24 protein-coding genes are annotated in these 25,406 nt (G+C 70.0%); 15 read left to right on the top strand and 9 right to left on the bottom strand.

Annotation, left to right across the window (positions count from 1 at the left end):
* The first annotated feature begins 39 nt into the window (after positions 1 to 39).
* The 3 genes from HFP48_RS27050 (at position 40) to HFP48_RS27060 (ending at position 3,321) form a co-directional block, all read left to right on the top strand.
* On the top strand, positions 40 to 2,001 hold the full coding sequence (locus HFP48_RS27050) for a gamma-glutamyltransferase family protein (RefSeq protein ID WP_029546696.1): 1,962 nt from the start codon (positions 40 to 42) through the stop codon (positions 1,999 to 2,001).
* 138 nt (positions 2,002 to 2,139) lie between these two features.
* Positions 2,140 to 2,568 (top strand): CBS domain-containing protein, encoded by a 429-nt coding sequence (locus tag HFP48_RS27055; protein WP_029546697.1) that lies wholly within the window; start codon positions 2,140 to 2,142, stop codon positions 2,566 to 2,568.
* A gap of 81 nt (positions 2,569 to 2,649) precedes the next feature.
* Entirely contained in the window at positions 2,650 to 3,321 is a 672-nt protein-coding gene (locus tag HFP48_RS27060; protein WP_029546698.1) for a hypothetical protein, read from the top strand.
* Here the strand turns inward: HFP48_RS27060 and HFP48_RS27065 are convergent.
* A complete protein-coding gene (locus HFP48_RS27065) occupies positions 3,312 to 5,069 on the bottom strand; it encodes a cutinase family protein (protein ID WP_050036155.1) in 1,758 nt (585 codons plus the stop codon). The genes HFP48_RS27060 and HFP48_RS27065 overlap by 10 nt on opposite strands.
* Before the next feature lie 197 nt (positions 5,070 to 5,266).
* Between HFP48_RS27065 and HFP48_RS27070 the strand changes: the two genes are divergently transcribed.
* From HFP48_RS27070 to HFP48_RS27080, 3 genes are all read left to right on the top strand, one after another.
* Positions 5,267 to 5,827 (top strand): dihydrofolate reductase family protein, encoded by a 561-nt coding sequence (locus tag HFP48_RS27070; protein WP_029546700.1) that lies wholly within the window; start codon positions 5,267 to 5,269, stop codon positions 5,825 to 5,827.
* Between the two features lie 58 nt (positions 5,828 to 5,885).
* Complete coding sequence (locus HFP48_RS27075; RefSeq protein WP_029546701.1) at positions 5,886 to 6,302, top strand: TIGR03618 family F420-dependent PPOX class oxidoreductase; 417 nt, start codon at positions 5,886 to 5,888, stop codon at positions 6,300 to 6,302.
* Positions 6,303 to 6,610: 308 nt separating this feature from the next.
* Entirely contained in the window at positions 6,611 to 7,930 is a 1,320-nt protein-coding gene (locus HFP48_RS27080; protein WP_168580407.1) for an aromatic acid/H+ symport family MFS transporter, read from the top strand.
* A gap of 110 nt (positions 7,931 to 8,040) precedes the next feature.
* Here the strand turns inward: HFP48_RS27080 and dnaB are convergent, their stop codons facing one another.
* The 5 genes from dnaB to rpsF form a co-directional block, all read right to left on the bottom strand.
* A complete protein-coding gene (gene dnaB / locus HFP48_RS27085; RefSeq protein WP_168580408.1) occupies positions 8,041 to 11,256 on the bottom strand; it encodes a replicative DNA helicase in 3,216 nt (1,071 codons plus the stop codon).
* Positions 11,257 to 11,728: 472 nt separating this feature from the next.
* Positions 11,729 to 12,184 (bottom strand): 50S ribosomal protein L9, encoded by a 456-nt coding sequence (rplI, locus tag HFP48_RS27090; RefSeq protein ID WP_006932315.1) that lies wholly within the window; start codon positions 12,182 to 12,184, stop codon positions 11,729 to 11,731.
* Between the two features lie 19 nt (positions 12,185 to 12,203).
* Positions 12,204 to 12,446, bottom strand: coding sequence for a 30S ribosomal protein S18 (gene rpsR, locus HFP48_RS27095; RefSeq protein ID WP_003938621.1), 243 nt, complete (start codon positions 12,444 to 12,446; stop codon positions 12,204 to 12,206).
* A gap of 43 nt (positions 12,447 to 12,489) precedes the next feature.
* Complete coding sequence (locus HFP48_RS27100; RefSeq protein ID WP_006932313.1) at positions 12,490 to 12,999, bottom strand: single-stranded DNA-binding protein; 510 nt, start codon at positions 12,997 to 12,999, stop codon at positions 12,490 to 12,492.
* 64 nt (positions 13,000 to 13,063) lie between these two features.
* Entirely contained in the window at positions 13,064 to 13,351 is a 288-nt protein-coding gene (gene rpsF / locus HFP48_RS27105; protein ID WP_003938619.1) for a 30S ribosomal protein S6, read from the bottom strand.
* A gap of 130 nt (positions 13,352 to 13,481) precedes the next feature.
* Between rpsF and HFP48_RS27110 the strand changes: the two genes are divergently transcribed.
* The 4 genes from HFP48_RS27110 to HFP48_RS27125 all read left to right on the top strand — a co-directional run bounded on the left by HFP48_RS27110 (position 13,482) and on the right by HFP48_RS27125 (position 16,273).
* Positions 13,482 to 14,825 carry a glycosyltransferase 87 family protein gene (locus HFP48_RS27110; protein WP_206530792.1) on the top strand — a complete coding sequence of 448 codons (1,344 nt, stop codon included), beginning with the start codon at positions 13,482 to 13,484 and terminating at the stop codon, positions 14,823 to 14,825.
* Complete coding sequence (locus HFP48_RS27115) at positions 14,822 to 15,421, top strand: GNAT family protein (RefSeq protein WP_168580409.1); 600 nt, start codon at positions 14,822 to 14,824, stop codon at positions 15,419 to 15,421. The genes HFP48_RS27110 and HFP48_RS27115 overlap by 4 nt, the downstream gene beginning before the upstream one ends.
* 76 nt (positions 15,422 to 15,497) lie before the next feature.
* Entirely contained in the window at positions 15,498 to 15,848 is a 351-nt protein-coding gene (locus HFP48_RS27120) for a CD225/dispanin family protein (RefSeq protein ID WP_006932305.1), read from the top strand.
* An 11-nt stretch (positions 15,849 to 15,859) separates the two neighbouring features.
* Positions 15,860 to 16,273 (top strand): DUF2752 domain-containing protein, encoded by a 414-nt coding sequence (locus HFP48_RS27125; RefSeq protein ID WP_043796892.1) that lies wholly within the window; start codon positions 15,860 to 15,862, stop codon positions 16,271 to 16,273.
* Between the two features lie 99 nt (positions 16,274 to 16,372).
* Here HFP48_RS27125 and HFP48_RS27130 read toward each other — a convergent pair whose 3' ends face one another.
* The 3 genes from HFP48_RS27130 to HFP48_RS27140 all read right to left on the bottom strand — a co-directional run bounded on the left by HFP48_RS27130 (position 16,373) and on the right by HFP48_RS27140 (position 21,245).
* Positions 16,373 to 17,950 (bottom strand): glycosyltransferase 87 family protein, encoded by a 1,578-nt coding sequence (locus HFP48_RS27130; RefSeq protein ID WP_050036158.1) that lies wholly within the window; start codon positions 17,948 to 17,950, stop codon positions 16,373 to 16,375.
* Positions 17,951 to 17,959: 9 nt separating this feature from the next.
* Positions 17,960 to 20,488 (bottom strand): transglycosylase domain-containing protein, encoded by a 2,529-nt coding sequence (locus HFP48_RS27135; RefSeq protein WP_230304374.1) that lies wholly within the window; start codon positions 20,486 to 20,488, stop codon positions 17,960 to 17,962.
* Positions 20,489 to 20,822: 334 nt separating this feature from the next.
* A complete protein-coding gene (locus tag HFP48_RS27140) occupies positions 20,823 to 21,245 on the bottom strand; it encodes a DUF5318 domain-containing protein (RefSeq protein WP_065923290.1) in 423 nt (140 codons plus the stop codon).
* A 94-nt stretch (positions 21,246 to 21,339) separates the two neighbouring features.
* Between HFP48_RS27140 and HFP48_RS27145 the strand changes: the two genes are divergently transcribed.
* The 5 genes from HFP48_RS27145 (at position 21,340) to HFP48_RS27165 (ending at position 25,328) form a co-directional block, all read left to right on the top strand.
* Positions 21,340 to 22,170 carry a DUF1707 domain-containing protein gene (locus HFP48_RS27145; RefSeq protein WP_168580410.1) on the top strand — a complete coding sequence of 277 codons (831 nt, stop codon included), beginning with the start codon at positions 21,340 to 21,342 and terminating at the stop codon, positions 22,168 to 22,170.
* Positions 22,171 to 22,193: 23 nt separating this feature from the next.
* The gene (locus HFP48_RS27150) at positions 22,194 to 23,021 is read left to right on the top strand and encodes a DUF1707 domain-containing protein (protein ID WP_168580411.1); all 828 of its coding nucleotides are present in this window, start codon (positions 22,194 to 22,196) and stop codon (positions 23,019 to 23,021) included.
* The gene (locus HFP48_RS27155) at positions 23,018 to 23,569 is read left to right on the top strand and encodes a hypothetical protein (RefSeq protein ID WP_231772267.1); all 552 of its coding nucleotides are present in this window, start codon (positions 23,018 to 23,020) and stop codon (positions 23,567 to 23,569) included. The genes HFP48_RS27150 and HFP48_RS27155 overlap by 4 nt, the downstream gene beginning before the upstream one ends.
* Before the next feature lie 120 nt (positions 23,570 to 23,689).
* Positions 23,690 to 24,247 carry a PadR family transcriptional regulator gene (locus HFP48_RS27160; protein WP_006932293.1) on the top strand — a complete coding sequence of 186 codons (558 nt, stop codon included), beginning with the start codon at positions 23,690 to 23,692 and terminating at the stop codon, positions 24,245 to 24,247.
* Positions 24,240 to 25,328: an inositol-3-phosphate synthase gene (locus HFP48_RS27165; RefSeq protein WP_006932291.1), complete on the top strand. Its 1,089-nt coding sequence runs from the start codon at positions 24,240 to 24,242 to the stop codon at positions 25,326 to 25,328. Before HFP48_RS27160 ends, HFP48_RS27165 begins: the two co-directional genes overlap by 8 nt.
* Positions 25,329 to 25,406 lie beyond the last annotated feature (78 nt).

A 25,406-nucleotide genomic window follows, 5' to 3' on the forward strand; every position in this document is an offset into this window, starting at 1 on the left:
GCACTTCGGGCACCGGTGGCCGCTGTTACCGTCGGCGAGATGACACCGGTGGCGAAGGTGGGCTCCACGATCCGCGTCGCGATCGCCGCGGCACTGTCCGTCGCGCTGCTCGGCGCCTGCACGTCGGCCGGTGACGACTCGTCGGGGACCGCCGAATGCATCCACGTCCCCAACGGCACCCCGCTGTCCGCCGCCCCGCCCGCCCCGTCGGCGTCCGAAAGGGACCTGGCCACCAACCCCGAGGTCGCCACCGGCTACCGCGACGACATGACGGCGGTGACGACCGCGTCGTACGCGGTGTCCACTGCCAACCCGGTCTCGACGGAGGCGGCGTGCAAGGTGCTGCGCGACGGCGGCACCGTCGCCGACGCGCTGGTCGTCGCGCAGACGGTGCTCGGGCTCGTGGAGCCCCAGTCGTCGGGGATCGGCGGCGGCGCCTTCCTGCTCTACTACGACGCGGAGACCGGGCAGGTGCAGGCGTACGACGGCCGGGAGACGGCACCGATGTCGGCCACCGAGAACTACCTGCGCTGGATCAGCGACACCGACCGCACCGCGCCCCGGCCCGACGCCCGGGCCAGCGGCCGCTCGATCGGGGTGCCCGGAGTGGTGCGCCTGCTCGAGGAGGTGCACCGCGAACACGGGGGCACGGAGTGGGCCCGGTTGTTCGACCCGGCCATCTCCCTCGCCGACGACGGGGTGGTGATCAGCGACCGGATGGCCGAGTCGATCGCCGACTCGGCACCCGACCTCGCCGTCGACGACGAGGCGCGGGCGTACTTCCTGAACCCCGACGGCACGCCCAAGACCGCGGGCACCGTCCTGGTCAACCCGGCCATGGCGAAGACGCTCGGCGCCATCGCGTCCGGCGGCGCCGACGCCTTCTACACCGGAGCCCTCGCCCGGGACATCGTCGACGCCACCACCACCGAGGCGGGCGGCCGCACCCCCGGGACGATGACGGTCGACGACCTCGCCGGCTACGAGGTGAAGAAGCGCACCCCCCTCTGCACGCCCTATCGGGCGCACGAGGTCTGTGGCATGCCGAACCCGTCCTCGGGCGGGATCGCGGTGGCTGCGACGATGGGCATCCTCGGGAACTTCGACCTGTCCGCGCTGGGACCGACCGACGTCGACGAGAACGGTGGCGAGCCGACCGCCGACGCCGTGCACCTGATCTCCGAGGCCGAGCGCCTCGCGTACGCGGACCGCGACAAGTACGTGGCGGACTCGGACTTCGTTCCCCTGCCCGGCAATTCGCCGCAGACGCTGCTCGACGACGACTACCTGCGCGGGCGTGCGGGCCTCATCGACCCGGGCCGGAGCATGGGCACGGCACAACCCGGCGACTTCGGGCCGGTGCCCCTGGGCACCCCACCACAGGACCGCGAACACGGCACCAGCCACATCTCCATCGCCGACGAATACGGCAACGTGGCCTCGATGACCACGACGATCGAATCGGCGTTCGGGTCGTTCCACATGGTCGACGGCTTTCTGCTGAACAACCAGCTGACGGACTTCGCCGCCGAACCCGTGGACAAGGCCGGGGTGCCGGTGGCCAACCGCGTCGAACCGGGCAAGCGACCGCGCAGTTCGATGGCGCCGACGCTCGTCTTCGATCGCAATCCCGACGGCAGCCGCGGCGACCTGCGCATCGTCGTCGGCTCGCCGGGCGGTTCCGTCATCATCCAGTACGTGGTCAAGACGCTCGTCGGGATGCTCGACTGGGGCCTGGACCCGCAGCAGGCGGTGTCGGCGGTAGCGTTCGGCGCGGCGAACACCCCGGTCACCGGGGTCGGGGGCGAGCATCCGGCGATCGACGGCAGCGACGACGGCGCACGCGATCCGCTGGTGGCCGAGCTGCGCGCGCGAGGCCATCAGGTGGCGGTGCTCCCGCAGTCCAGCGGACTGAGTGCGCTCCGCCGGGACGAGTCGGGATGGGTCGGCGGCGCGGACCCCCGTCGCGAGGGCGCGGTGATGGGCGACGCCACCGGATAACGATCCGACGCGCGGTACGGCCCATCGAGTCACGACTGGATAACCACACGGGGTCTCGTCGACCTGCAGGAATAAGATCGACAACCATCGATCGCCGTCACGGCGGATGACTGGGAGCGGATGGATCGGGGTGCCCGGATGCGGATCGCGGACGTGCTGCGGAACAAGGGGCCGGTCGTGGCCACGGTCGATCCGGACCTCTCGGTCGACGAGATGATCGGTGAACTCGCCCGCCACAACGTGGGCGCCCTCGTCGTGGTGGAGGGCGACGCCGTGATCGGCATCGTCTCCGAACGCGACGTCGTGCGCCGGCTCCACCAGCACGGTCCCGCCCTGCTCGACGCCCGTGTCCGGGACATCATGAGCACGACGGTGTCCACGTGCCTGCCCACCGACACGGTGAACAGCCTGGCCGAGACCATGACCGAACGCCGGATCCGGCACCTGCCCGTCGTGGTGGACGGCCACCTGGTGGGCATCGTCAGCATCGGTGACATCGTGAAGAGCCGGATCGACGAACTGCAGTGCGAACGCGACCAACTCGAGTCGTACATCGAGCACGGCTGAACCCGGGGCACCGGATTTCAGGGGGATTCTCCGGGTGATCCCGGATTACCCTGCGGCGCCTGCCGGACGACAGTGGACCATATGGCGAAGCGTCCGGGGCAGCGGTGGCGGCAGGCGACGGTGTGGCTGCACGTGGTCACGTCCGTGGGATGGATGGGCCAGGCCCTCGCGCTGCTCGTCCTGTTGACGCTGAGCCGCACCGCGGTGGATCCCGCCGTGCGGGTGGCCGGCACGACCATGGCGCAGCACCTCGACGGCACGCTGCTCGCTCCGCTGGCCAACGCGTCGGCGTTCACGGGCTTTCTCCTCGCGGCGGCGACGCCGTGGGGATTCCTGCGCTACTGGTGGGTGGCGATCAAGTTCGTCCTCACCGTGGTCCAGGTGAACCTGGGGATCTTCCTGCTGTCGGCGGGCCTGAACGGCTCGGTGGCCGCCGTCCGCGACGGCACGTCCGGACCGGCGGGACCGATGATCGCGGGCACCGCTCTGATGATCAGCGCCCTCGCGTTCCAGGCGTGGTTGTCGGTCGCGAAACCGTGGGGCCGCACCCCGTGGTCGGCCGGGAAAGCGAAGCTGCCCGCCGCGCCGCCGTGGGTCTTCGCCATGGCGACCGGCGCGGTGGCCGCCGACCTCGCCGTCGCGACTCTGCTCGGCCATCCGCTGCCCGCCTTCGCCGCCCTGGCCCTGGTCGTCGCGTCGACGACCAGGGCCAGGGCGATCCGCGAGGCGAGCCCTCAGCCGGCCTACGGCTGAGGCACCGGCGTGGTCGTCGGGGTGGTGGTTGCGGCCGGCGTCGTGGTCCCGGGGGCACTCGACTCCGCGGTCGTCGGGGCGACGGTCGTCGGCTCGACGGTCGGCAGCGGCTCCACGGCAGGCAGGGGCTCCACGGCCGGCAGCGGGGACGGCGCTGCGGGCGAGGGAGCCGGGGCCGCGGGCGAGGGAGCCGGGGCCGCAGCCGGGACGGGCGGCACCGGTGCCGGCGAAGCCGACGAGGAGGCCGCGGCCCGAGTCGGCGACGCCGGGGTCGACGACGTGGTCGTCGGCGTGGTCGTGGTGGCCCCGGCGGCGGCCTTCTCCACGTCGCCGTCCGTCGTCGGCGGGAGCGGCGCCGGATCGATCGGCTTCGACGAGACAACGAGCTGCGGAGCGGTCGCCTCGGCCTCGGCCTTGTCGAGCTCGCCGCTCTCGGCCTGCTTCGCCAGATGGGTCAGCCATGCCGCCGCGTACTGCGCGGACGTCAGGGGCTTTCCGTTCTCGGGGTCGGAATCGCGCCAGTAGTCGAAGTGGTGCCCGGTGTCCGGCCCGAGGGTCTGCTGGTACGGATCGCTCAGCGCCACCTCGAGGGTGTTCTCGTTGTCGGCGATGAATCCGATGACCTCGTTGCGCAGCTTCGCGGGCAGATAGGTCAGGTCGATCAGCTCACCGGAGGTGATCTCGCCGTCCGTGCCGGTCGAGGCGACGTCGCGGGCGGCCGGTTCGTAGGACGGATCCGACACCTTGATGAGGACGTCGAGGAAGGTCTCGTCGCTCTGCATCCAGTTCTCCTGCGACTGGATGTCGGCGAACGCGGCCATGGCGATCCGCCCGAGGACCGTGGCGACGTCCAGCGCGGTCTCCGGGGTGAGCCCGTCGCGCTCGAGCGCGTCGACGTTCAACTGCCGTCCTACGTTCACCGCGAGCTGCAGCAGGGCGATGTTCTCCGGAGCGGAGCAGGTCAGGTCGCCCTCCGAGCAGAACGACGCCACCTTGCCGTCCAGCGCCCCGAAGCTCCCCGAGGTGCCCGGCAGCGAACCGCTGCCCGACGCGCTGTTCCGGCCCGACTGGTAGGCGAGGTCGAATCCGTCCGGGTTGCGGAACTCGTCCTCCGCGCCGGGGAACGGTCCCTCACCCGCCGTGCGCCCGGCGTCGGCCAGGATGACCACACCCACGACCGAATCCGGATCGACGATCTCGTACGACCCGTCCTCGGCGCTTTCCTGGTTGCCGATCTCCATCGCCACGCGGCGCGCCACGTCGGCGCCCTCGCTGTACCCGACGACGGCGAACTTCGTGTCGGGGCATGCCTGGCGGATCGCCTGCATCACGGTCTCGGCGTTGTCCACGCCGGCCTCGACGGCGTCGTCGTACGACGACATGTTCGCCGGGTACTCGACGTACACGGCGGAGTAGGAACCTTCGGGCACGTCGTCCCGCGGCGCGTTCACGACCTCGTCGACCCAGGGGCTGCTGAAGTCGGTGGACGATGCGGCCGGCAGGGGGTTCCCGTCGGCGTCGAGGAGCATCGCGTGGGTGCCGGGGCGGGGACTGTCGTTGCGCCCGCCGACCGCGATGCTGACCATGTCGTGGCACTCGGTGACCGAGGCGGTCAGCGTCGTCGGGGCCGTCGACGGAGCCGACGGTTCCGAGACAGCGACGGCGACCACCGCCGCCGCGCCCAGCGCCACGGGTGCCACCGCAGCCGCGACAATCCGCTTGTTTCGCACCGCCCAGTCAAGTGCCATGGTCAATCCCCATCCGAAGTCGGTCCGTGCCGACGACCCTGATTGTGGTGTCGACGCGTCGGTCGGAAAGTCGTTCGAGACGGCAATCGTGTTACATGTCCGCGTCGTAGGCGTGGTCGCGATGAGTTCCCGGCGCCCGGGCGGTCGGTATCCCGTAGGCGGAGCGACACGGGCATCACGTCGGAAGGAGGGACCCGTTGCGGACACTTGCCATCACCCAGAACGTCACCCTCGACGGTTCGATCGAGATGCTGGGGGACTGGTTCGACCCCCAGGGTCAGGCGGAGGTGGACAATTCGGATCATCTGGCGGAACTGCACCGGCAGGACAGCGAGTCCGACGCGCTGGTGCTCGGCCGACGGACGTTCGAGGACTTCCGGGGCTACTGGCCGGGGCGGACCGACGATCCCACGGGCATCTCCGCGTATCTCGACCAGGTGCAGAAGTACGTGGTGTCCTCGACCGTGACGGATCCGCAGTGGCAGCACACCACCGTCCTCTCCGCCGAGCCTCTGGCCGCGATACGCGCCCTGAAGGCGCGCATGGGCCGGGACATCGTGGTCACCGGCAGCATCTCGCTGTGCCACGCCCTGATCGAGGCCGGACTCGTGGACGAATACCGGCTGTTCGTCCATCCCGTCGTGCAGGGCCGCGGACGCCGGTTGTTTCCGGACGGATTCGCGTTGCCGCGGCTGCGCCTGCTCGCAGCGAACGCCTTCCGTTCCGGCATCACCTTCTCCCGCTACGCGGCGGGCTGATTCCCCTGCGGCGGCAAACAGCCTCGGCACCGTCGTCGGCGCGAGTAGGCTACCGGGCATGGCCGATCTGTCCGGCGACGTGCGGGCTCTGCTCGGGGCGCGGAACATGGCGCACGTCGCGACGCTCATGCCCGACGGCTCGCCGCACGTCTCCCCGGTGTGGATCGCGGTCGAAGGTGATCACTTGGCGATATTCTCCGCTCAGGAGAACCGGAAGGTCGCCAATCTGCGCCGTGACGGGCGCGTCGCCGTGTCGGTCTGCGATGAGCACAACCCGTATCGGTCGGTCGTCGTCCGCGGCCGGGTCGTCGAGGAACTCGAAGGCGACGAAGCGGTCGCGATCATGGACCGAATGAGCAACCGCTACATCGGCAGCGACTTCCCCATGCGCTCAGCGATCGTGTCGCTCATCGAACCCGAGCGAGTTCACCTGCAGGATCTCCCGTTCCGACATCCCTCGGACACCGGAACCTGAGCCACAACACTCGAACGATCGGTTCCCGGGCCGCCCCGGCACGACGGCGACCGTGATCCGCACGCCGCACCGGAATTCGCGCGCTGAACTGCCGCAGCGAATTCCGGTGCGGCGCGTGAATTTTCGGCCAGAGCGGATCCCGACCCCCACCATCCCCGGACCGTAAGCACAATGGCCGTTTTCGCTGAGTGAAATAGATTCTGCCTGATCAATTTTCGCGGTCGGCCCCGCGCCGCGGCCGAGTTGACGTATCGCAGCGCGCGCAGTCACAATCCGAACGATCACTCGGTTACGAACAGGTGTGCACTATGCGAACAAGCTCGGATCGGACCGCCGCCCAGGCGCCCCGACACACAACCCGCTCCGCGAGTCTCGTCGTCGCGCTGTGCTGGGTCGCGGTACTTCTCGACGGCTTCGACCTCGTCGTTCTCGGCGCGGTGAATCCGGCGTTGCTGGACTACCCGGACTGGAACCTCGACGCAGGCGGCCTCACGGTCATCTCGACCGCCGGCCTGGTCGGCATGACACTCGGAGCCCTGGCTATCGGCACCCTCACCGACGTCCTCGGCCGGCGACGCACCCTCATCTTCTCCGTCACCGCCTTCTCGGTGCTGACACTCGCGTGTGCATTCGCGACCTCGCCGGAGATGCTCGGCGGCCTGCGCTTCCTCGCGGGTCTCGGGCTCGGCGGCGCACTGCCCACCGCGTTGGCGATCGTCGCCGAATTCATGCCCGGCAAAAAGGGATCCGCGTCGACGACCGTCATGACCGGCTATCACGTCGGCGCCGTGGCGACCGCGCTGCTGGCCCTCGTTCTCCTCGAAAGTTCGGGGTGGCGTTCGATGTTCATCGCGGGCACCCTGCCGGCGTTCGTCCTCGTCCCGCTGATGATCCGCTACCTGCCCGAGTCGCCGGCCTACCTGTCGGTGCGAGGCCGGCACGACGAATCCGAGCGCATCGCCGCCGACTACGGACTTCCGCCCATCGATGTGACCACGGTGCCGTCGGACACCGACCGCCCCGCGGATGTCGCGAAGACCTCGAAACCGGGATCGCCGGTGCGGACTCTGTTCTCGCCGCAGCTGCTGCGCACCAGCGTGTCCATCTGGGTCACCTCATTCATGGGCCTGCTCCTGGTCTACGGCCTCAACACCTGGCTGCCGACGATCATGCGGGAAGCCGGATACGACCTCGGTGCGTCGCTGTCGCTGCTGCTCGTGCTCAACGCCGGTGCCGTCGCGGGCCTGCTCGTCGCCGGCCGCGTCGCCGACCGGATCGGTGCCCGCACCGCGGGCATCGCATGGTTCACGCTCGCCGCGCTGTTCCTCGCCACGCTCAGCATCAACCTCGCCTACGGCGTCTACGTGCTGGTGTTCCTCGCCGGGTGCTTCGTCTTCAGCTCCCAGGTACTCGTCTACGCCTTCACGAGCGCGGCCTACCCGGCCGAGGCACGCGCCACGGCGCTCGGCTGGTCCGCCGGCGTGGGCCGCATCGGCGCGATCTGCGGTCCGATCCTCGGCGGCGCGCTGCTGCAGGCCGGCGTCGCCTACCCCTGGGGCTTCTACGCCTTCGCCGCCGTCGGCGTACTCGGCGCCCTCGCGCTGTCGACGAGCCGGCCGGTGCGGTAACACTCGAAACTTGCTCACTGATTCGGAATTTGCCGCGTCAATTGCGTGGGTAGATTCCGAATCGGTGAGCGAATCCGTCGGACGTCGCTAAGTGATGCGAACCGGATCTCTCAGCCCCGCGCCATGTCCACGAACCGCGACAGGTGCAGCTGGTGCGCGACGGTGATGGTGGCGGTCGGACCGTTGCGGTGCTTGCCGAGGATCAGGTCCGCCTCGCCGCCGCGCGGGTCGTCACGTTCGAATGCGTCGGGCCGGTGCAGCAGGATCACCATGTCGGCGTCCTGCTCGAGACTGTTGTGCACCGAGATGCCGTCGGCAACGAAGTTGTGTGTGCCCGGGACGGTCCCGTCGAACACGTCCTGCTCACCGATGCTGGTGACGGACACGATCTCGTCCCAGTACACATTGTTGGTGGCGAGCATTTCGATGCCGGCGGTGTCGAGGACGCCCGCCACCTGGGCCAGACTCGATCGCGAACCCCCTGCGGACCGCGAAGCCGCGGCCGCGACCAGCTCACGGGGGGCGAGCTCCTCGACTGCGAGGAGCCGGCTCAGCGTCGCCTCGACGTCGGGTGTCAGGGTGTCGGCGTCGTGGCGTACGAGCTTCGGCCCGAGCTGAGCGAGCACCCACTGCGCCGCAGTGCCGTGTGCACCCACGTCGTGCAGGAAGACGGCCTGATTCTCCGGACCGGTGACGACAACATCCCAGCCCGAGCCTGTTCCGGCCGCGGCGATCCGAGCGAAGACACCGATTCGCAGGAGAAGGCGGGCCAAGTCGTCGGCGAGGCGCCGGTCTGCGGACGGATACCGGACAGCGGCTCGTCCTTCGACCGCGTCCCACGCGACGATCCCGTTGCCCTCCCAGACGTGGCACACGAGCGCGGCGATCTGTTCCTTCGGCAGCGAGAATGCCTGTGGCGGAACAGAGCTATCGGCGACGGTGCGCTCAGCCAGCGCGACGACGTCGTCCTCCGAGACGGCGTGCGTCTCGAGGGGGGCAGGAACCGCGCGGGGTACTGCGACGCGCTCCCCGGCCGTCAGCTCGCCGAGGGGAATCCACCCGTCCACGGTGAGGAAGGGATGGTTCGCGGTGGCCTCGACCTGACGCCCGGAGTCGAGCGTCAGACGGAACACTTCCTTGCGTCCGCTCGGGAACACCTTGGTCATCGGGCGGGCGACCATACGCATGCGCTCGTCCAGCGACCAGACGACGGGCTGTTCACCACTGGCCAGCAACTCGCCGAGGGTGACCTCGCAGCCGTTGTCCGCGCGCAGGACGCGGGTGCTCGCAGTGAGGCAACCCGACTCGCGAAGATCGGAGACCATCGGCTTCTTGTCGGTGCGCTGCTCGGGGCCACGGTTGAGCTGACAGATCGCGACCACCGGGACCTCGAGCTCCTTCGCGAGAAGCTTGAGGCTACGGGAGAATTCGGAGACCTCCTGCTGGCGGGACTCGACCTTCTTACCGGAGGTCATCAGCTGCAGGTAGTCGACGACGATCAGCCGGATGTCGTGTTTCTGCTTGAGGCGCCGCGCCTTTGCGCGGATCTCCATCATCGTCAGGTTGGGGGAGTCGTCGATGTACAGCGGCGCTTCGCTGATCTCGCTCATCCGCCGGGCGAGCCGGGTCCAGTCGTCGTCGGTCATGCGGCCCGAACGCATGTCGCCGAGCTTGATCTTCGCCTCGGCCGAGAGCAGCCGCATGACGATTTCGGTCTTGCCCATCTCGAGGGAGAACATGACGGAGGCCATGCCGTGCTTGACGGAGCAGGACCGCAGGAAGTCCATGCCGAGCGTGGAGTTGTGGGTGGGGATCATGGACCGTCCGGCGAGGTACAGGTGCTCGCCGTCGACCTCGACGCACCGCACCGGCACGGACTCGACGGGGCGGACGGCGACGATGCGGCGTTCCCGCGGCACCCCCGTGCGGGTCTCCTTGTGCGCCTTGGCCTTGCTGGGGAGGACGAAGACGTCGTCGTCGGTGGCGAAGCGCACCGTGGAGCCGGTGGTGGTGCAGGTGTAGCCGAGGCCGGCCAGGAGCTCGGCGACGTCGTCGCGCAGACGGGCGCAGTCGGATTCGAAGCGGACGGTGCCGTCGTCGCCGACGTGGCCGCCGGCGTCGAGCAGACCGGCGAGCAGCTCGCGCCGCTGCCGTTCCGCTGCCCGCTGGTAGGCGCCGGGGATGCGGGCGCCGAGCGTCATGAGTTCCTCGGCGAACCCGCCCTCGCCCTGCACCCGCATGTGCACGTGGGGATCGGCGGAGGGGCCGCCGAGCCAGGCGCCGAGGGTGAACGGGGCAACGGGCAGATCGGCGACGGGCAGCTGCAGCGCGGCGACATTGCCGACGACGTGACCGTCCGCGAGGGACGCGGCGATCTCCCCGGTGGTGCGCACGCGCGACGGGCCGCCGTCGGAGGTGACCCACTGGTGCTGTTCGTCGGCGACGAGGACGGTGCCGTCGGAGAATTTCACCTCGAAGCACGGCCGGCCGTGCAGCACCTCGGTGGCGGCCAGCACCCGGGTGGGGCGGCCGTGGGCGTCGAGGAGTTCGTCGCCGGCGGCGACCTCGCCCATGGTCGTCCAACCGCCGGGGGTGGGCAGGGGAGTGTCGAGGGCCAGCGCCTTGCCGACGCCCGGACGGGCGGCGACGATGATCATCTGCCCGGGATGGAGGCCGTTGGTGACCTCGTCGAGCTCGGCGAATCCGGTGGGCACACCGAGGGAGATGCCGCCGCGGCTGGCGATCGAGTCGATCTCGTCCATGGTGGGCTGCAACAGCTCTTCGAGCGGGACGAAGTCCTCGGACGTGCGGCGCTCGGAGACCTCGAAGATCTCGGCCTGGGCCCGGTCGACGACCTCGGCGACGTCCTGGCCCTCGGAGCCGGCGTAACCGTACTGGACGATGCGCGTTCCGGCCTCGACGAGGCGGCGCAGGATGGCCTTCTCGGCGACGATCTCGGCGTAGTAGCTCGCGTTCGCAGCGGTGGGCACGGTCTGGGTCAGGGTCACCAGGTAGGCGGCGCCCCCGATGCGGCGGAGTTCTCCGCGCCGGTCGAGTTCCGCGGACACCGTGACGGGGTCGGCGGGCTCACCGCGGCTGTAGAGGTCGAGGACGGCGTCGTAGACGGCCTGATGGGCGGGGCGGTAGAAATCGCCGGGCCGCAGCACTTCGAGCACGTCGGCGATGGCGTCCTTGCTGAGCAGCATGCCACCGAGCACGGACTGCTCCGCAACCATGTCCTGCGGGGGCTGGCGGCCGAAGTCGCCGGCCGGCTCCTCGGGCGGTCCCGGGTAGTCGGAATGGCCCCGATCGTCTACTACAGCCACGCGACGCCGTCCTTCCCCTTCTCGGCACCTCCGCCGCGGACAGACCCCGTCCACCGGCGCTCGACACCACTTCTACCCGGCCCCACCGACACGTCGTCCGGGACGCGCGCGCTCGACGTTAGGCACTCGGAGGGCGGCGTCCAAATCCGCCTGTGCACACAACTGTGGATGAATTGTGGAAAGGGGAGGACGGCCTTGTGCACCCCTTGGGGACAACCTGGGGACAACGCATCTCGCACTTCGCATCGCTGCTGTTCAGACCGGTAAAATCGACTTTCACAGGTGTGGAGAACAATCGATTCGGCGTGTCGCCACGGATGTGTTTCCGGGCGTGTTCCGTCCTCCCGGCCCCGGAATGCCGTGCCGCGGATCACAAACCTACCGGTACCCCTGTGGGGTTATCCACAGCCCCTGTGGAAAGACGACGAAGAGCCCTGCACACAGTGTGTGCAGGGCTCTTCGGGAGCCGGAATCAGGCGGCCACGACGTTCAGATCGAACTTCGCGGTCACGTCCGGGTGCAGCTTCACGACGACCGTGTGCTTGCCGGTCGACTTGATGTGCGCCTTGGGCAGCTCGATGATGCGCTTGTCGACGACCGGGCCACCGGCGGCCTTGATGGCGCCGGCGACGTCGGCCGCGGTGACCGAGCCGAACAGCTTGCCCGAGTCCCCGGCGGTCTTCACGGCCAGGGAGACGTTCTCGAGGCCCTCGATGGCGGCCTTGAGCTCCTTGGCATGATCGAGGCCGCGCACCGCACGAGCCTCCTGGGCGCGGCGGATGCCCTCGACCTGCTTCTGGGCACCACGGGTGGCGACGATCGCCAGGCCGCGGGGCAGCAGGTAGTTGCGGCCGTAGCCGTCCTTGACCTCGACGGTGTCGCCAGGCGCACCGAGGTTGTCCACGTCAGCGGTGAGAATGAGCTTCATCGTGTGTCCCTCCCTTTCCTTAGCGAGCCGTCGAGACGTAAGGAAGCAGGGCCACCTCACGCGAGTTCTTCACAGCGATGGCAACGTCGCGCTGGTGCTGCACGCAGTTGCCCGTGACACGGCGAGCGCGGATCTTGCCGCGATCGCTGACGTACTTACGCAGCAGCGTCGTGTCCTTGTAGTCGATCTGCACGTTCTTTTCCTTGCAGAAGGTGCAGACCTTCTTCTTCAAAACCTTTTCGCGCGCGGGCGCCTTAGGCATGGTCTTTCTCCGTACTTTCCGAATGTTCCGATCGAAGGTCGGATCAGAACGGGGGTTCGTCGTCCCCGCCGAAGGAGCCCGCCGCCGCCGGCGCGCTGCCCCACGGGTCGTCCCCGCCGGTGCTCGCGCTGGCACGAGCCCCACCCGATCCTCCGGAGGAACCACCGAAGCCGCCCCCGCCACCGCCACGGCTGGCCTTGTTGACCTTGGCCGTCGCGTAGCGGAGCGAGGGGCCGATCTCGTCGACCTCGAGCTCCACGACAGTGCGCTTCTCGCCTTCACGCGTCTCGTAGCTGCGCTGCTTGAGGCGGCCCTGCACGATCACGCGCGAGCCACGGGTCAAGCTCTCGGCCACGTTCTCCGCCGCCTCGCGCCAGATGTTGCAGCGCAGGAACAGCGCCTCGCCGTCTTTCCACTCGTTGGACTGACGGTCGAAGATGCGGGGCGTCGACGCGACGGTGAAGTTCGCGACCGCAGCTCCCGCCGGGGTGAAACGCAGCTCGGGATCAGCCGTCAGATTGCCGATGACGGTGATGACGGTGTCGCCTGCCATGTGGTTCCTCCTGCTGTGTGTGGAGTCCTGATGCGCCCGAGCCTACGGCCGGACGCCGACAGACTCACTTGCCGTGGCGCAGAACCTTGGTGCGGAGCACCGACTCGTTCAGGCCGAGCTGGCGATCCAGCTCCGCAACCGTGGCGGGCGTAGCGCTGATGTCGATCACCGCGTAGATGCCTTCGCTGTGCTTGGCGATCTCGTACGCGAGACGACGCTTACCCCACACGTCGACCTTGTCGATCTTGCCGCCGTCCTGGCGAACGACGTTGAGGAACGTATCCAGCGACGGGGCGACAGTGCGCTCGTCCAGGCTGGGGTCGAGAATGACCATCAGTTCGTAATGACGCATAAGACCTCATCACCTCCTATGGACTATGGGCGGTCACGGACGGTCCGTGACAGGAGGGTCGTTGCGTCAGCAACCCATGCAGGCTACACGATGCGCCCTTGACCAGCGAAATTCGCCTAGGGTGAAGAACATGCGCACGAGTTCCCGGACGCCCGCGCTCGTCGCCGTCGTGACGTGCGCGCTCGCCATGTGGCTCGGCTACCTGAACAAGGCCCGCTGCGCCGCACCACCGTTCGACCCGCAGGGGCGCAGCGTGCGTTTCGACGCGGTCAAGGACGCCACGGTCTGCTACTCCGACATCCAGCAGCTGTGGATCGGTCGCGGCATCAACCTGCACCTGTTCCCGTTCCTCGACGGCGGCATCACCCGCGACGGCGTGCTCACCGGCGGCACCGTCGAGTACCCGGTGCTCAGCGGCATCCTCATGTGGGTGGGGGCCCTGCGCGCCGACACCGACGCCGAGTTCCTCCTGCACTCCGCGCTGCTGCTGGCACCGTTCGGCCTGCTCGTCGCCTGGTACCTCGGCCGGCTGGCCGGGTGGGCCGCGCTGCTCTGGTCGGCCACGCCGCCCCTCGTGATGTACGCGTTCCTGAACTGGGACCTGCCCGTCGTCGCGACCACCGTCGGGGCCGTCGCCGTGCTCGGGGTGCGCCGCTGGCCGCTGCGCACCCGCGCGGTGATCGCCGCCGTCCTGCTCGCCGTCGGGTTCTGTCTCAAGGTGTATCCCGGCATCTTCGTGCTGCCGCTGATCGCATACGTCCTCACCGGCGGGGACGAGCCCGGGCCGCGGCGGGACGTGCGGGGCGCGGTGGCGGTGGGCGCCGCGGCGGCGGCGACGGTGATCGCCGTGAACCTGCCGTTCGCGCTGCTCGGGTATCCGGGGTGGCGCGCATCGTTCGAGTTCCAGGGCAACCGCGCGGCCGACGCCACGAGCAATTCGATCTGGTACTGGGGGCTGCGGCCCCTCGTCGGGGGCTATCAGGACACCGAGGTCACGGCCGAGTACAACGACCTCGTCTCCGTCGTCTCGCCGTTGCTGATCTGCGCCGCCTTCGCGCTGGCGCTGTGGCTGGGGTGGCGGCGGTACCGTCGCGACGGCTGCTATCCCTGGGTGGCGGTCGGCGCCGCGATGCTGTGCGGATTCCTGCTGCTGCACAAGGTGCATTCGCCGCAGTACACCCTGTGGTTGCTGCCGTTCCTGGTGCTGCTGCGGGTGCGGTGGCCGCTGATCGTCTCGTACCTCACCGTGGACCTCGCGATCGGCATCGGCGTGTTCCTGTGGTTCGACGCGACCATGACCCGGACCGACACCACGATCCCGCTGCTGCTCACCCTCGTCGGGGTGTGGGGCCGGGCCGTGCTGCTCGTCGTACTGTTCTTCGTGTTCGCCGGCGCGCCGCTGCGCCGGCCCGACCCGACCCCACCCGACGAGGAGCGGCCCCGGATGCCGGCGATGAGCGGAAAACCCGGATGAGCACGGCCTGGTACGAGCAGCCGGTGCTCGACGGCACGCGGATTCGCCTCGAACCGCTGGCCGCGGGACACGCGCCCGGCCTGCTCGCGGCCGTCGACGATGCCGACGCGATCTTCCGGTGGACGTCCGCCGACCTCCGGACACGCGACGACGCCGACGCGTTCGTCCGTACCGCGCTCGACGATCCGGACCGCCTGCCGTACGCGGTCGTCGACAAGTTCGTCGGCGCCGTTGTCGGCACCACGTCGTACTACCTGATCGATCCCCGGCACCGGACGCTGGCGGTCGGGCACACGTGGCTCTCGCGCGCGGTGCACGGTGGCGCCGCCAATCCCGAGTCGAAACTGCTGTTGCTGCGCCGCGCCTTCGACGATCTCGGCGCGGTCCGCGTGGAGTGGCACACCGACGAACACAACGCGCAGTCGCGCGCGGCGATCACCCGGCTCGGAGCCGGGTTCGAGGGCTTGCTGCGCAAGCATCGGCGGCGCCGCGACGGCAGTTGGCGCACCACCGCGCTGTTCGCGATGACCGACGACGACTGGCCGGCCGCCCGGGTGGGTCTCGAGGCGCGGGTGGCCGACCGCCTCGCCAGGTGACCGCGGCTGGTCTACCCTTCCGCGCGGGGGGACCCCGGAACAGGCTGGGATCCCGATGGGGTGATCGAGGACGACGATGAGCGACTATCCGCAGTACCCGCCGAACAATCCGGGCGGTTATCCCCCGCCGGGCGGATACGGGTACTACCCCGGCCCGCAGTTCGGGCCGCCGCCCGAGAACAACCTGGTGTGGGGCATTCTCACGACGATCCTGTGCTGCCTGCCGCTCGGTGTCGTCTCGATCATCAAGGCGAGCCAGGTGAACTCCCTGTGGGCGCAGGGCCAGTTCGATGCCGCACGCCGGGCGGCCGACGACGCGAAGAAGTGGGCGATCTGGTCGGTGGTGGCGAGCGTGGCGGTGTGGGTGGTGATCGTCGTCTTCTACATCGTCGTCCTCGCCGCGGCGGTCTCGTCGTCGAGCTACTGAGGCATCCGGTCGTGCAGACGCTCGCCGCCCGGCTCGCCGCACCCGTCGGGGTGGCGGCCGTGTCGGCGTGTGTGTGCGCGGCCGTCGCGTGGGCCGACCCGACGACGCCGGGCGGCCCGATCCCGCCGTGCCCGACCCGCGTCCTGTTCGGCATCTGGTGTCCCGGGTGCGGATCGTCGCGGATGCTGTATTCGCTGCTGCATCTCGATGTTCCGGACGCCCTGCGGTACAACGCGCTCGGGGTGCTCGCCGTGCTTCTCCTGGGGTGGTCGTTCGCCGTGTGGACGGCCGGCCGGGTCCGTGGCCACCGGATCGCCCAGTGGTACCAGTGGCGGTGGGCGCCGCAGCTCGTGCTGTGGGTCGTGCTGGGCTGGTTCGTCGTCCGCAACCTCCCCGTCGCGCCCTTCAACGCGCTCCGCGTGTAGACGGCGCTCGTCGCGGACGAGCACTAGCGCGCGAAAATGCTTCCCGCGCAAGTTTTTACGCGCACAGGCAGCACCCGTCGCGCGCGGCTCGGGCCGAGGCTACGGGACGGTGCTCGTCGCGGGTGTCTGCCGATCGGCCGATTCGGGAGGTGATGTCCGCCGGATGCCGGGACGGAGACGGCCCGGGAGCCGGCGCGGGGGAGCGTCGGGGGCATGGTCGAGCACGCCACCCACGGGGTCGTCGACGAAGCCGTAGCGCACGAGATCTTCGGCCGGCCGGAGAATCTGCCGGACGACGAGCGCGCACAGCGCCACGACCGCGAGGTCGCGCAGCAGGACGGTGGTCGTGAACCACTGCTCGGGCAGGCCCTTGTTCTCGGCGCCGAGATAGAAGTACATGCGCGGCACCCAGACGAGGGCGTCGATCGTCATCCACGCCAGCAGGATCCGCCGGTGCGGCAGAGCCAGCACGGCGAGCGGCACCAGCCACAGCGAGTACTGGGGGCTCCACACCTTGTTGGTGAGCAGGAACGCGGCAACCACGAGGAAGCACAACTGGGCGAGGCGGGGGCGGCGCGGAGCCGTCCACGCGAGCCACGCGATGCCGGCGCAGGCCACGGCGAACAGCAGCAGCGACACCGAGTTCAGCGTGGAGGTGTCCCAGCCGGACCAGCCGGTCAGCGACCGCACGACGTTGTAGATCGAATCGGGGTCCGCGCCGCGGTCGGTGTTGAGCCGGAAGAACTCGGCCCAGCCGCGCGGGTAGAGGACCATGATCGGCAGGTTCACCACGAGCCACGCGACGGCCGCGGCACCGGCCGCCTGCCCGAGCGCCCGCAGCTTCCCGGTGCGCAGGCACAGCAGCAACAGCGGGCCGAACAGCAGCAGCGGATACAGCTTGGTGGCGGCACCGAGTCCGAGCAGCACCCCGGCGAGCACCGGTCGCCGTCGCGCCCAGGCCAGCAACCCGCCGGCCGCGAACGCGGTGGCGAGCGCATCGAAGTTGGTGAAGGCGTGCACGACGACCAGCGGCGAGGCGGCGACGAGCGCCGCGTCCCAGATGCGGCGGCCGGCGGAGAGGGCGGTGGCCCACACGGTGGCCAGCCAGGCCATGGCGAGACCGACGGCGACGATGTCGAAGTAGATCGCCACCTGCAGGCCGCCCGGAAGCCACGACGTGGCGTCCCAGGCCTTCGCGGCCCGCATCGAGACGTACTGGTAGAGGCCGGCGAGGACCGGATACTCCATGTACCGGACCTGGGTCTGCCCGTCCGGGCCGGGCTCCTCCCACGACGTCTTGTACGGGAAGGCGCCGGTACTCAGGCGTTCGGCGCCGTAGAGCGGCACGACGTCGGAGTAGCACATGGCGACGTACTGCCGGTTGTCGCTCCAGTCCAGTCCGAGCGCGCCGCCCTCGCCGACCGGTCCCTGCTGGATGCAGGCGGCCTTGGTGAACCAGCCGAGGGCGAGGAACACCACCGCGAGGAGCAGCATCGCGCGCAGCGGCGTGAAGAAGCGAGTGCGTCCGAGCAGGGCGTACCGCCCGACGGGTCCGCCGATGACGGTGGACAGGCGCGACACCGTCGGGTCGGTCCATCCGGGTGCGTCGCGCCAGTCCGCGGATCGGCGGTCTGCGACGAGCGGACCCGGCGACGCGAGCTCTCTCTTCTCGGTCACCCCGCGAGGCTACCCGCCGGGTGTGGCGCCGACGGGGTCCTCCTGGAACCGGCTGTTGCCGGACTGCTGGTCTTCACCGGTGCCGGTCGAGTCGTCCTGTGTCCCGAAGCCCGGCGTGTCCGCCTCCGTGGTGGGAGTCGGCGTGGGCACCCGCTGCGTGGTGGTCTGCGGCGCCACCCCCGGCATGGGGATGGTCACGCCCGGGAGGATCTCGACGTTGCGGGTCGTGATCTCCGGCGGCGTGGGCAGCTCCGGCGTCGTCCGCTCGGTCGTCGTGGGGGTCGGCGTCGTGGTCTTCGGCGGCGCCGGCGCGGAGTACGCCGGCACGCCGGCCTGTCCGGCGATCGGTTCGGGCGTCGGGAACTTCTCGACATCGGTGCCGTCGAGGGCGCCGTCCATCGTGTCCTTCCAGATGTCCGACGGCAGGCCGGAGCCGTAGATCATGCCGCCCCAGCTGTTCTCCAGGGGCAGGCCCTGTTCGGTGCCGACCCACACGGCCGTGGACAGCGACGGCGTGTAGCCGACCATCCAGGCGTCCTTGTTCGAGCCGGTGTCGCCGAGCTGGGCGGTGCCGGTCTTGGAGGCGGACGGCCGGCCGCCGGCGAGGGCGTGCCCGTTGGAGTACGCGGCGATCGGCATCATCGCGGCGGTGGTGTTGTCGGCGACGGCCTCGTCGACCCGCTGTTCCCCGGCCGGGGTGCCGCGGTCGAGCAGCACCGTGCCGTCGGCGGTGACGACCTTCTGCACGAAGTAGGGCTCGTGGTAGGTGCCGGACGCGGCGAGCGTCGCGTATGCCGACGCCATGTCGATCACGCGGGACTGGTACTGCCCGAGCACGATGCCGTAGTTGGGGCCGACGCCGCCCGGCTCGGTGAGGGTCTCGCCGACCCCGGGGATCTCCTCGGGGATGCCGAGCTGGTGCGCCATGTCGGCGATGGCCTGCGGGCCGTTGTCCATCTCGAGCATCATCCGGTAGAAGCTGGTGTTGAGCGACCGCTTCAGCGCCTCGGCGATGGTGCAGGTACCGCAGTTCTCGCCTTCGACGTTGCCGATCGAGATGCCGTTGACGGTGAGCGGGCCGCTGTCGTACATGGCGGACAACGGGTTGCCCTGGTCGAGGTTGGCGGCCAGGCCGAACACCTTGAACGACGATCCGGTCTGCAGGCCGGACTGGGCGAAATCGAACCCGGCGCCGTCGTCGCCGCCGTAGTAGGCGCGGACGGCGCCGCTGCGCGGATCGACGGACACGACGGCGGTGCGCAGCTCCTCCGGCTCGCCCTCCATGTTGGTGCGGACGGCGTCGAGCGCGGCCTCCTGCGCCTGTGGGTCGATCGTGGTGGTGATCTGGAGTCCCTCGGTGTTGAGCAGGGTCTCGTCGATGCCTTCCTCGGAGAGCTCCCGGAGCACCTGGTTGCGCAGCAGGCCCTCCGGCCCGTTGCTCTGGCCGCCGTTGTCGACCTCGGCCAGCGGCACGTACCGCGGGTACTGCATCGACGCCCGGTCGGCCGCGTTCAGGGTGCCGGCGGACACCATCCCGTCGAGGACGTAGTTCCAGCGCGCCTGGGCGCCCTCCGGGTTGGTCTCCGGGTCCAGCAGCGACGGCAGCTGGATGGAGGAGGCGAGCACCGCGCCCTCCTCGACGCTGAGCTCGCCGACCGGCTTGCCGAAGTACGCCGTGGAGGCGGCGGCGATGCCGTACGCACCGCGCCCGAAGTAGATGGTGTTCAGGTAGGCGGCGAGGATGTCGTCCTTGGACCACTGGTTGGCCATCTTGGACGCGAGGACGAGTTCCTTCATCTTGCGGGTGAGGGTGCGCTCGGAGCCGACCAGCGCCGTCTTCACGTACTGCTGGGTGATGGTCGAACCACCGCCGGCGCTCTCCCGGCCGAGGATGTTGTCGCGGGCCGCGCGGGCGAAGCCGCTGACCGAGAATCCCGGGTTGCTGTAGAAGTCGCGGTCCTCGGCGGCGAGCACGGCGTTGCGGACGTGCTCGGGAATCTCGTCGAGCCGCACCTCGGTGCGGTTGCCTTCGGGCGGCACCACCTTGGTGATGACGGTCGAGCCGTCGGCCGCGTAGACGGTGGCCACCTGGTTGGTCTTCAGGTCACCGGGTCGCGGGACCTCCTGGACGACGTAGGCCAGCATGAACGCGAGGATGGGCAGTACCAGAGCCAGCGCCACGGCCGCGTAGCCGACGCGCCGCACGGTGCGCCAGCGCGTCGACTTGGGCTCGCCACCACCGCGGGGCGGCTCGTCGCCACCGCCGCGCGCGGTGGGCGGAGGCGTGGGGGGACGCCCGCCGGGCCCGGGCGGGCCGCCGGCCGGCCGGTTGGGCGGCTGCTGACGGTTCTGGTTCGGCACCGGGGGCCGGTTCTGGGGCGGCAGTTGCCGGGTGCGGTCCTGCGGCGGCTGCTGCGGTCGCGGCGCTTGTGGGTTCCCCGCGGCGAACTGCTGCGGCGGGTACGGCTGCGGCCCGCCCTGCTGGGGGCGCGGCTGCGGCGGATAGGGGCGTCCCGGCGGCGGCATCCGCCGATCCATGGGCGGCCCACCCCCAGATGCGCGTCCGGGCGGGGGTCCCCCCACGGGTCCCGGTCGCCGCGGCGGCGGGGGACCTGCCGGTCCGTTCCCGTGCGGCGGCCTCGGCCGTTCGCCCTGCGGATCGTTGTGGGGGGAACTCACGTACTCATCTCCAACCGGTAGCGCGGACGCGGTGGCACGCGTCCTCGTTTCACGTCTGCAGACTTCGGTCTCGTCGGGCAGCGCGCGTTCGGGCAGTGCAGTGTTCTTCGGGCAGTGCAGTGTCACAAGGGGACGGAGTCACCGGGGACGGGGTCACCGGGGACGGGGCGGTTCAGCAGGGGTCGCGCACGGCTCACTCGCTCGCGGTGCGGCGGCTCTGGCCGGTCGACCTGCGGCGGGGCCGCTTGGGCGCGGGTTCCGCCCCCAGGACATAGGACTGGACAAGGTGGTTCCAGCTGCACGTGCGGCACACCTCGACCACGTGGACGGAGAACTCCTCCTGGCTGGCGGCCAGGCGGACCAGTTCCTCCGCGGTGCGGGCCGACCCGGACACCGGGCCGAGCTTGTCGCCGAACACCCACGACACGAGTGTCAGCTGCTCCTTGCGGCAGATCGGGCAGACCACGTCACTGCCCCGACCGTGGAACTTGGCGGCGCGGAGCAGGTAGGGGCTGGCGTCGCACACCTCTGCGACGCCGGTCCGCCCCGAGTAGACCTGGGCGAGCAGCGACCTGCGCTGCAGCGCGTAGTCCACCACCTGCCGCTGTATCCGCACGGGTCCAGAGTACGTGCGGACGGCACGTGGGTGGGCGGGGTGTGGGGCGCGCGACTGCGCGACGCGCCCATATCGGGCGTTCTAGGCTGCCCGGGTGGTGAGCCGACACACGCCGCGAACGCGGGCACGCGACATCGACCGGGCACTGGTCTGTGGCCGTCTCGACACCGCCTACACCGACGGCCAGCTCGATTTCGGGGAGCACCGGGATCGGACGGCCCGGGCGATGTCCGCAAAGACGCTGGGCGAGCTCGCGGACCTGGTCCGCGACCTGCAGCCACCGGAGGATTCCGGGGACCTCGCAGCGCCGCCGCCGGGCCGCCGGCCCGGTCTGCGACGGGCCGCCGCCGTGACGGTCGCGGTGGCGGCTGCGGCGGCCGGCGCGGCGGTGATGCTGTCGGATGGGGACGGCCCGGCGCCGGGACCCGCGGCGGTGCGGGAGCAGCCCGCCGCGCCGGTGGCGGTCCCCGACGACGCTGTCGATCCGATCGTTGTGACCCCGGTCCGGCCGCTCGAGCCCGGCGGGTTCGAGGCGGTTCTTGCGGCGGTGCGGGACCGCTTCGGCGACACGGTCGTGTACCGGCTGGTCCTCCGTCCGGAGCGGGCCCACATCGAACGGGCGCTGCCGGACGAGCCGGGCCGGATCGCGACCTACACCTACGCGGGTGGGGCACTGCGGGCCCAACCGGTGACGGTGCAGCGCTTCCCCGGCTACCAGGACTTCGACCTCGGCGCGGTCGATGCGGGGGCCGTGACCGCCCGGATCGCGGAGGCGCCCGCGCTGGTCGGCCTGCCCGGCGGCACGGTCTCGCACGTGTCGTTCGCCCACGACGGCACCCCGGCGGTGACCATCTACGTCGAGTCCGGCGACGGCACGCGGTACGTGAAGATTCTGTTCGACGGCGGCGTGCTGGGCGTGTTCTGAGCTGCGTCGTTACGATCTCCCGCATGATCGGCCGCCATTCGCCTTCCACCAGGGCACGCGACGCCGATCGGGCTGCGGTCCGGGCGCGGCTCGACGCGGCGTATGCGGACGGTCAGCTCTCGGGCGCCGAGCACGAGGTCCGGGATGCGCGCGCCGGTGCGGCGGACACGCTCGGCGAGCTCGACGAACTGGTCGCCGACCTGCAGGCGAGCCCGGGCGCCGCCGCGGCGGCACGGGTCCGCGCCTGGGGTCCCTGGGTGTTCGCCGGGGCCGTGGTGACGGCGGCGGTGGTGGCGGGGGTGGCGACGTTCCGCTGGGTGCGCGCCGACCCGCCACCCGCCGGGGCGCAGCAGGCGCTGTACCTCGACCCGGCGGCGCTGCGACCGGTCGTGGTGCCGACGCCGAGCCTGGTGACCCGGGCGGGCCTCGAGCAGTACCGGGCCGACCACCTGGCGGCGTTCGGGGACGCGCTCGTCGACAAGGTGGACTTCTTCGAGCAGCACGCGAGCATCACCCGCTCCGTCCCCGACGTCCCGGACCGCATGGTGTCGTACACCTACCGCGGCGGTTTCGACCCGGACCATGCGCCCCGGACCCGTGCCGTGGACACCCCGGTGGTCGACCTGGCGACGCTGGATGTCGACGAGATCGCCCGCTACGTCGCGGGGGCGCCGCAGAGCGTCGGCGTGCCGGACGGCACGGTCGGCCACATCTCGGTCGGCTTCTCGTACGACCAGCCGTCGGTGCGCATCTTCGTGCGCAACACGGCGGGCGAGACCGGATTCCTCGAGGTGACGCCGCAGGGCGAACTGATCGAGCTGCATCGGTTCGAGAACCGGGGGACCCGGTGAGGGCCCGGCGTGTGGTGATCGCGGCGACGACCGTCGCGGTGGGGGCCGTGACGGGCGCGCTGGCGGGAGTCGTCGGGAACGCGGCGGACGGGCCGGAGCCGCTGCCGGACCTGACGTCGCCGCAGGGGCTGGCTCGGTTCGTCGAGGACTATCGGGCCGAGTTCGGCGACACGCTGGTCGACGACCTGACCCTGTTCCCGGAGCATGCGTCGTTCGACCGGGCGGTGGCCGGCGATCCGCACCGGTATCTCTCGTACACCTTCGACGGCGAGTTCGACTCGTGGAGCAGTCCGAGTACCCGGCCGTCGGATGCGGTGGCCTTCGATCTGGCGGGCCTGGACCTGGTCGCGGTGTCGGAGATGATCCTCGGCGCTCCCGCGACGCTGCGGGTGCCCGACGGCCGGGTGGAGCAGGTCGGCGTCGACGTCGACGACGAGGGCCGGGCCACGGTCGTGGTCCACGCGCGGCGTCCCGGCACCGATCAGGGCGGGCATCTCGTCTTCGCGTTCGACGGCACGCCGATCGCGGTGTTCCCGTACGAACCCTGACCGATTTACCGATACTCGTTGTTACATGCACTCCGCTCCAGTATCGTCCTATATATCGGTGCGATATAATCGACAATCGCATCACTCGGATAAGTTCATCGACACGGTGGAGGAGGCCCTTTGCTCGAGCTGGCAATCCTCGGGCTGCTCCTCGAGTCGCCCATGCACGGCTACGAGCTCCGCAAACGACTGACCGGACTGCTCGGCGCGTTCCGCGCCTTTTCCTACGGTTCCCTCTACCCGACGCTGCGACGTATGCAGGCCGACGGACTCATCGAGGAGGACTCGGGAGCACCCGGCACCGTCATGCGACGAGCGCGTCGCGTGTACCAGCTCACCCCGGAGGGCCGTAAGCGCTTCTCCGAGCTGGTGGCCGACACCGGGCCGCAGAACTACACCGACGACGGTTTCGGCGTGCACCTCGCCTTCTTCAGCCGCACCCCCGCCGAGGCGCGGATGCGGATCCTCGAGGGCAGGCGCCGCCAGGTCGAGGAGCGCAGAGAAGGGCTCCGCGACGCAATCGGGCGGGCGAGCGGCACCTTGGACCGCTATACCCGTCAGCTTCATCAGCTCGGGCTCGAGTCGAGCGAGCGCGAGGTCCGCTGGCTCAACGAATTGATCGCCGCCGAGCAGTCGACAGCACAACGCAACACAGAAGGAGAACCCGACCATGGGTGAGAACAGCACCTCGGTGCGCGTGGCCATTGTAGGCGTGGGGAACTGTGCCTCGTCCCTGGTCCAGGGCGTCGAGTACTACAAGGACGCGGAGGCGGGCACCACCGTTCCGGGCCTGATGCATGTCGAGTTCGGCCGGTACCACGTGCGCGACGTCCAGTTCGTCGCCGCGTTCGACGTGGACGCGAAGAAGGTCGGCTTCGACCTCTCCGAGGCGATCTTCGCCAGCGAGAACAACACCATCAAGATCGCCGACGTGCCGCCGAGCGGCGTCACCGTCCAGCGCGGCCACACCCTCGACGGCATCGGCAAGTACTACGCCGAGACCATCGAGCTCTCCGAGGCCGAGCCCGTGGACGTCGTGCAGGCGCTGAAGGACGCGAAGGTCGACGTGCTCGTGTCCTACCTGCCCGTCGGTTCCGAAGAGGCCGACAAGTTCTACGCCCAGTGCTGCATCGACGCCGGCGTCGCCTTCGTCAACGCGCTGCCCGTGTTCATCGCCTCCGATCCGGAGTGGGCCGCCAAGTTCACCGAGGCCGGCGTCCCGATCGTCGGCGACGACATCAAGTCGCAGGTCGGCGCCACCATCACCCACCGCGTGATGGCGAAGCTGTTCGAGGACCGCGGTGTGCAGCTCGACCGCACCATGCAGCTCAACGTCGGCGGCAACATGGACTTCAAGAACATGCTCGAGCGTGAGCGCCTCGAGTCGAAGAAGATCTCCAAGACCCAGGCCGTCACCTCCAACCTCAAGAAGGAGATGGGCGCCAACGACGTCCACATCGGCCCGTCCGACCACGTCGGCTGGCTCGACGACCGCAAGTGGGCGTACGTCCGCCTCGAGGGCCGCGCCTTCGGTGACGTGCCGCTGAACCTCGAGTACAAGCTCGAGGTGTGGGACTCGCCCAACTCGGCCGGCATCATCATCGACGCCATCCGCGCCGCGAAGATCGCCAAGGACCGCGGCATCGGCGGCCCCGTGCTGCCGGCCTCCGCCTACCTGATGAAGTCCCCGCCGGTCCAGATGGCCGACGACAAGGCTCGCGCCGAGCTCGAGGCCTTCATCATCGGCGCCGACGCCTGATCCGCGGCTTCCACCGCCTCTGTGGCCGAATGTCACATTCCTTCGATCCAACTGAAGGAATGTGACATTCGGCCACTT

This window comes from Rhodococcus sp. DMU1 (assembly GCF_012272955.1).
Classification (GTDB): Bacteria; Actinomycetota; Actinomycetes; order Mycobacteriales; family Mycobacteriaceae; genus Rhodococcus; species Rhodococcus aetherivorans.

Excerpts from the sequence above, each read along its gene's own strand:
- HFP48_RS27060 (WP_029546698.1), top strand. The coding sequence starts at position 2,650 with ATGGCGAAGCGTCCGGGGCAGCGGTGGCGGCAGGCGACGGTGTGGCTG.
- HFP48_RS27165 (WP_006932291.1), top strand. The coding sequence starts at position 24,240 with ATGGGTGAGAACAGCACCTCGGTGCGCGTGGCCATTGTAGGCGTGGGG.
- HFP48_RS27050 (WP_029546696.1), top strand. The coding sequence starts at position 40 with ATGACACCGGTGGCGAAGGTGGGCTCCACGATCCGCGTCGCGATCGCC.
- HFP48_RS27075 (WP_029546701.1), top strand. The coding sequence starts at position 5,886 with ATGGCCGATCTGTCCGGCGACGTGCGGGCTCTGCTCGGGGCGCGGAAC.
- rplI (WP_006932315.1), bottom strand. The coding sequence starts at position 12,184 with ATGAAGCTCATTCTCACCGCTGACGTGGACAACCTCGGTGCGCCTGGC.
- HFP48_RS27135 (WP_230304374.1), bottom strand. The coding sequence starts at position 20,488 with ATGGATCGGCGGATGCCGCCGCCGGGACGCCCCTATCCGCCGCAGCCG.
- HFP48_RS27065 (WP_050036155.1), bottom strand. The coding sequence starts at position 5,069 with ATGGCACTTGACTGGGCGGTGCGAAACAAGCGGATTGTCGCGGCTGCG.
- HFP48_RS27120 (WP_006932305.1), top strand. The coding sequence starts at position 15,498 with ATGAGCGACTATCCGCAGTACCCGCCGAACAATCCGGGCGGTTATCCC.
- rpsF (WP_003938619.1), bottom strand. The coding sequence starts at position 13,351 with ATGCGTCATTACGAACTGATGGTCATTCTCGACCCCAGCCTGGACGAG.
- rpsR (WP_003938621.1), bottom strand. The coding sequence starts at position 12,446 with ATGCCTAAGGCGCCCGCGCGCGAAAAGGTTTTGAAGAAGAAGGTCTGC.
- HFP48_RS27110 (WP_206530792.1), top strand. The coding sequence starts at position 13,482 with ATGCGCACGAGTTCCCGGACGCCCGCGCTCGTCGCCGTCGTGACGTGC.
- HFP48_RS27115 (WP_168580409.1), top strand. The coding sequence starts at position 14,822 with ATGAGCACGGCCTGGTACGAGCAGCCGGTGCTCGACGGCACGCGGATT.
- HFP48_RS27080 (WP_168580407.1), top strand. The coding sequence starts at position 6,611 with ATGCGAACAAGCTCGGATCGGACCGCCGCCCAGGCGCCCCGACACACA.
- HFP48_RS27100 (WP_006932313.1), bottom strand. The coding sequence starts at position 12,999 with ATGGCAGGCGACACCGTCATCACCGTCATCGGCAATCTGACGGCTGAT.
- HFP48_RS27150 (WP_168580411.1), top strand. The coding sequence starts at position 22,194 with ATGATCGGCCGCCATTCGCCTTCCACCAGGGCACGCGACGCCGATCGG.
- HFP48_RS27055 (WP_029546697.1), top strand. The coding sequence starts at position 2,140 with ATGCGGATCGCGGACGTGCTGCGGAACAAGGGGCCGGTCGTGGCCACG.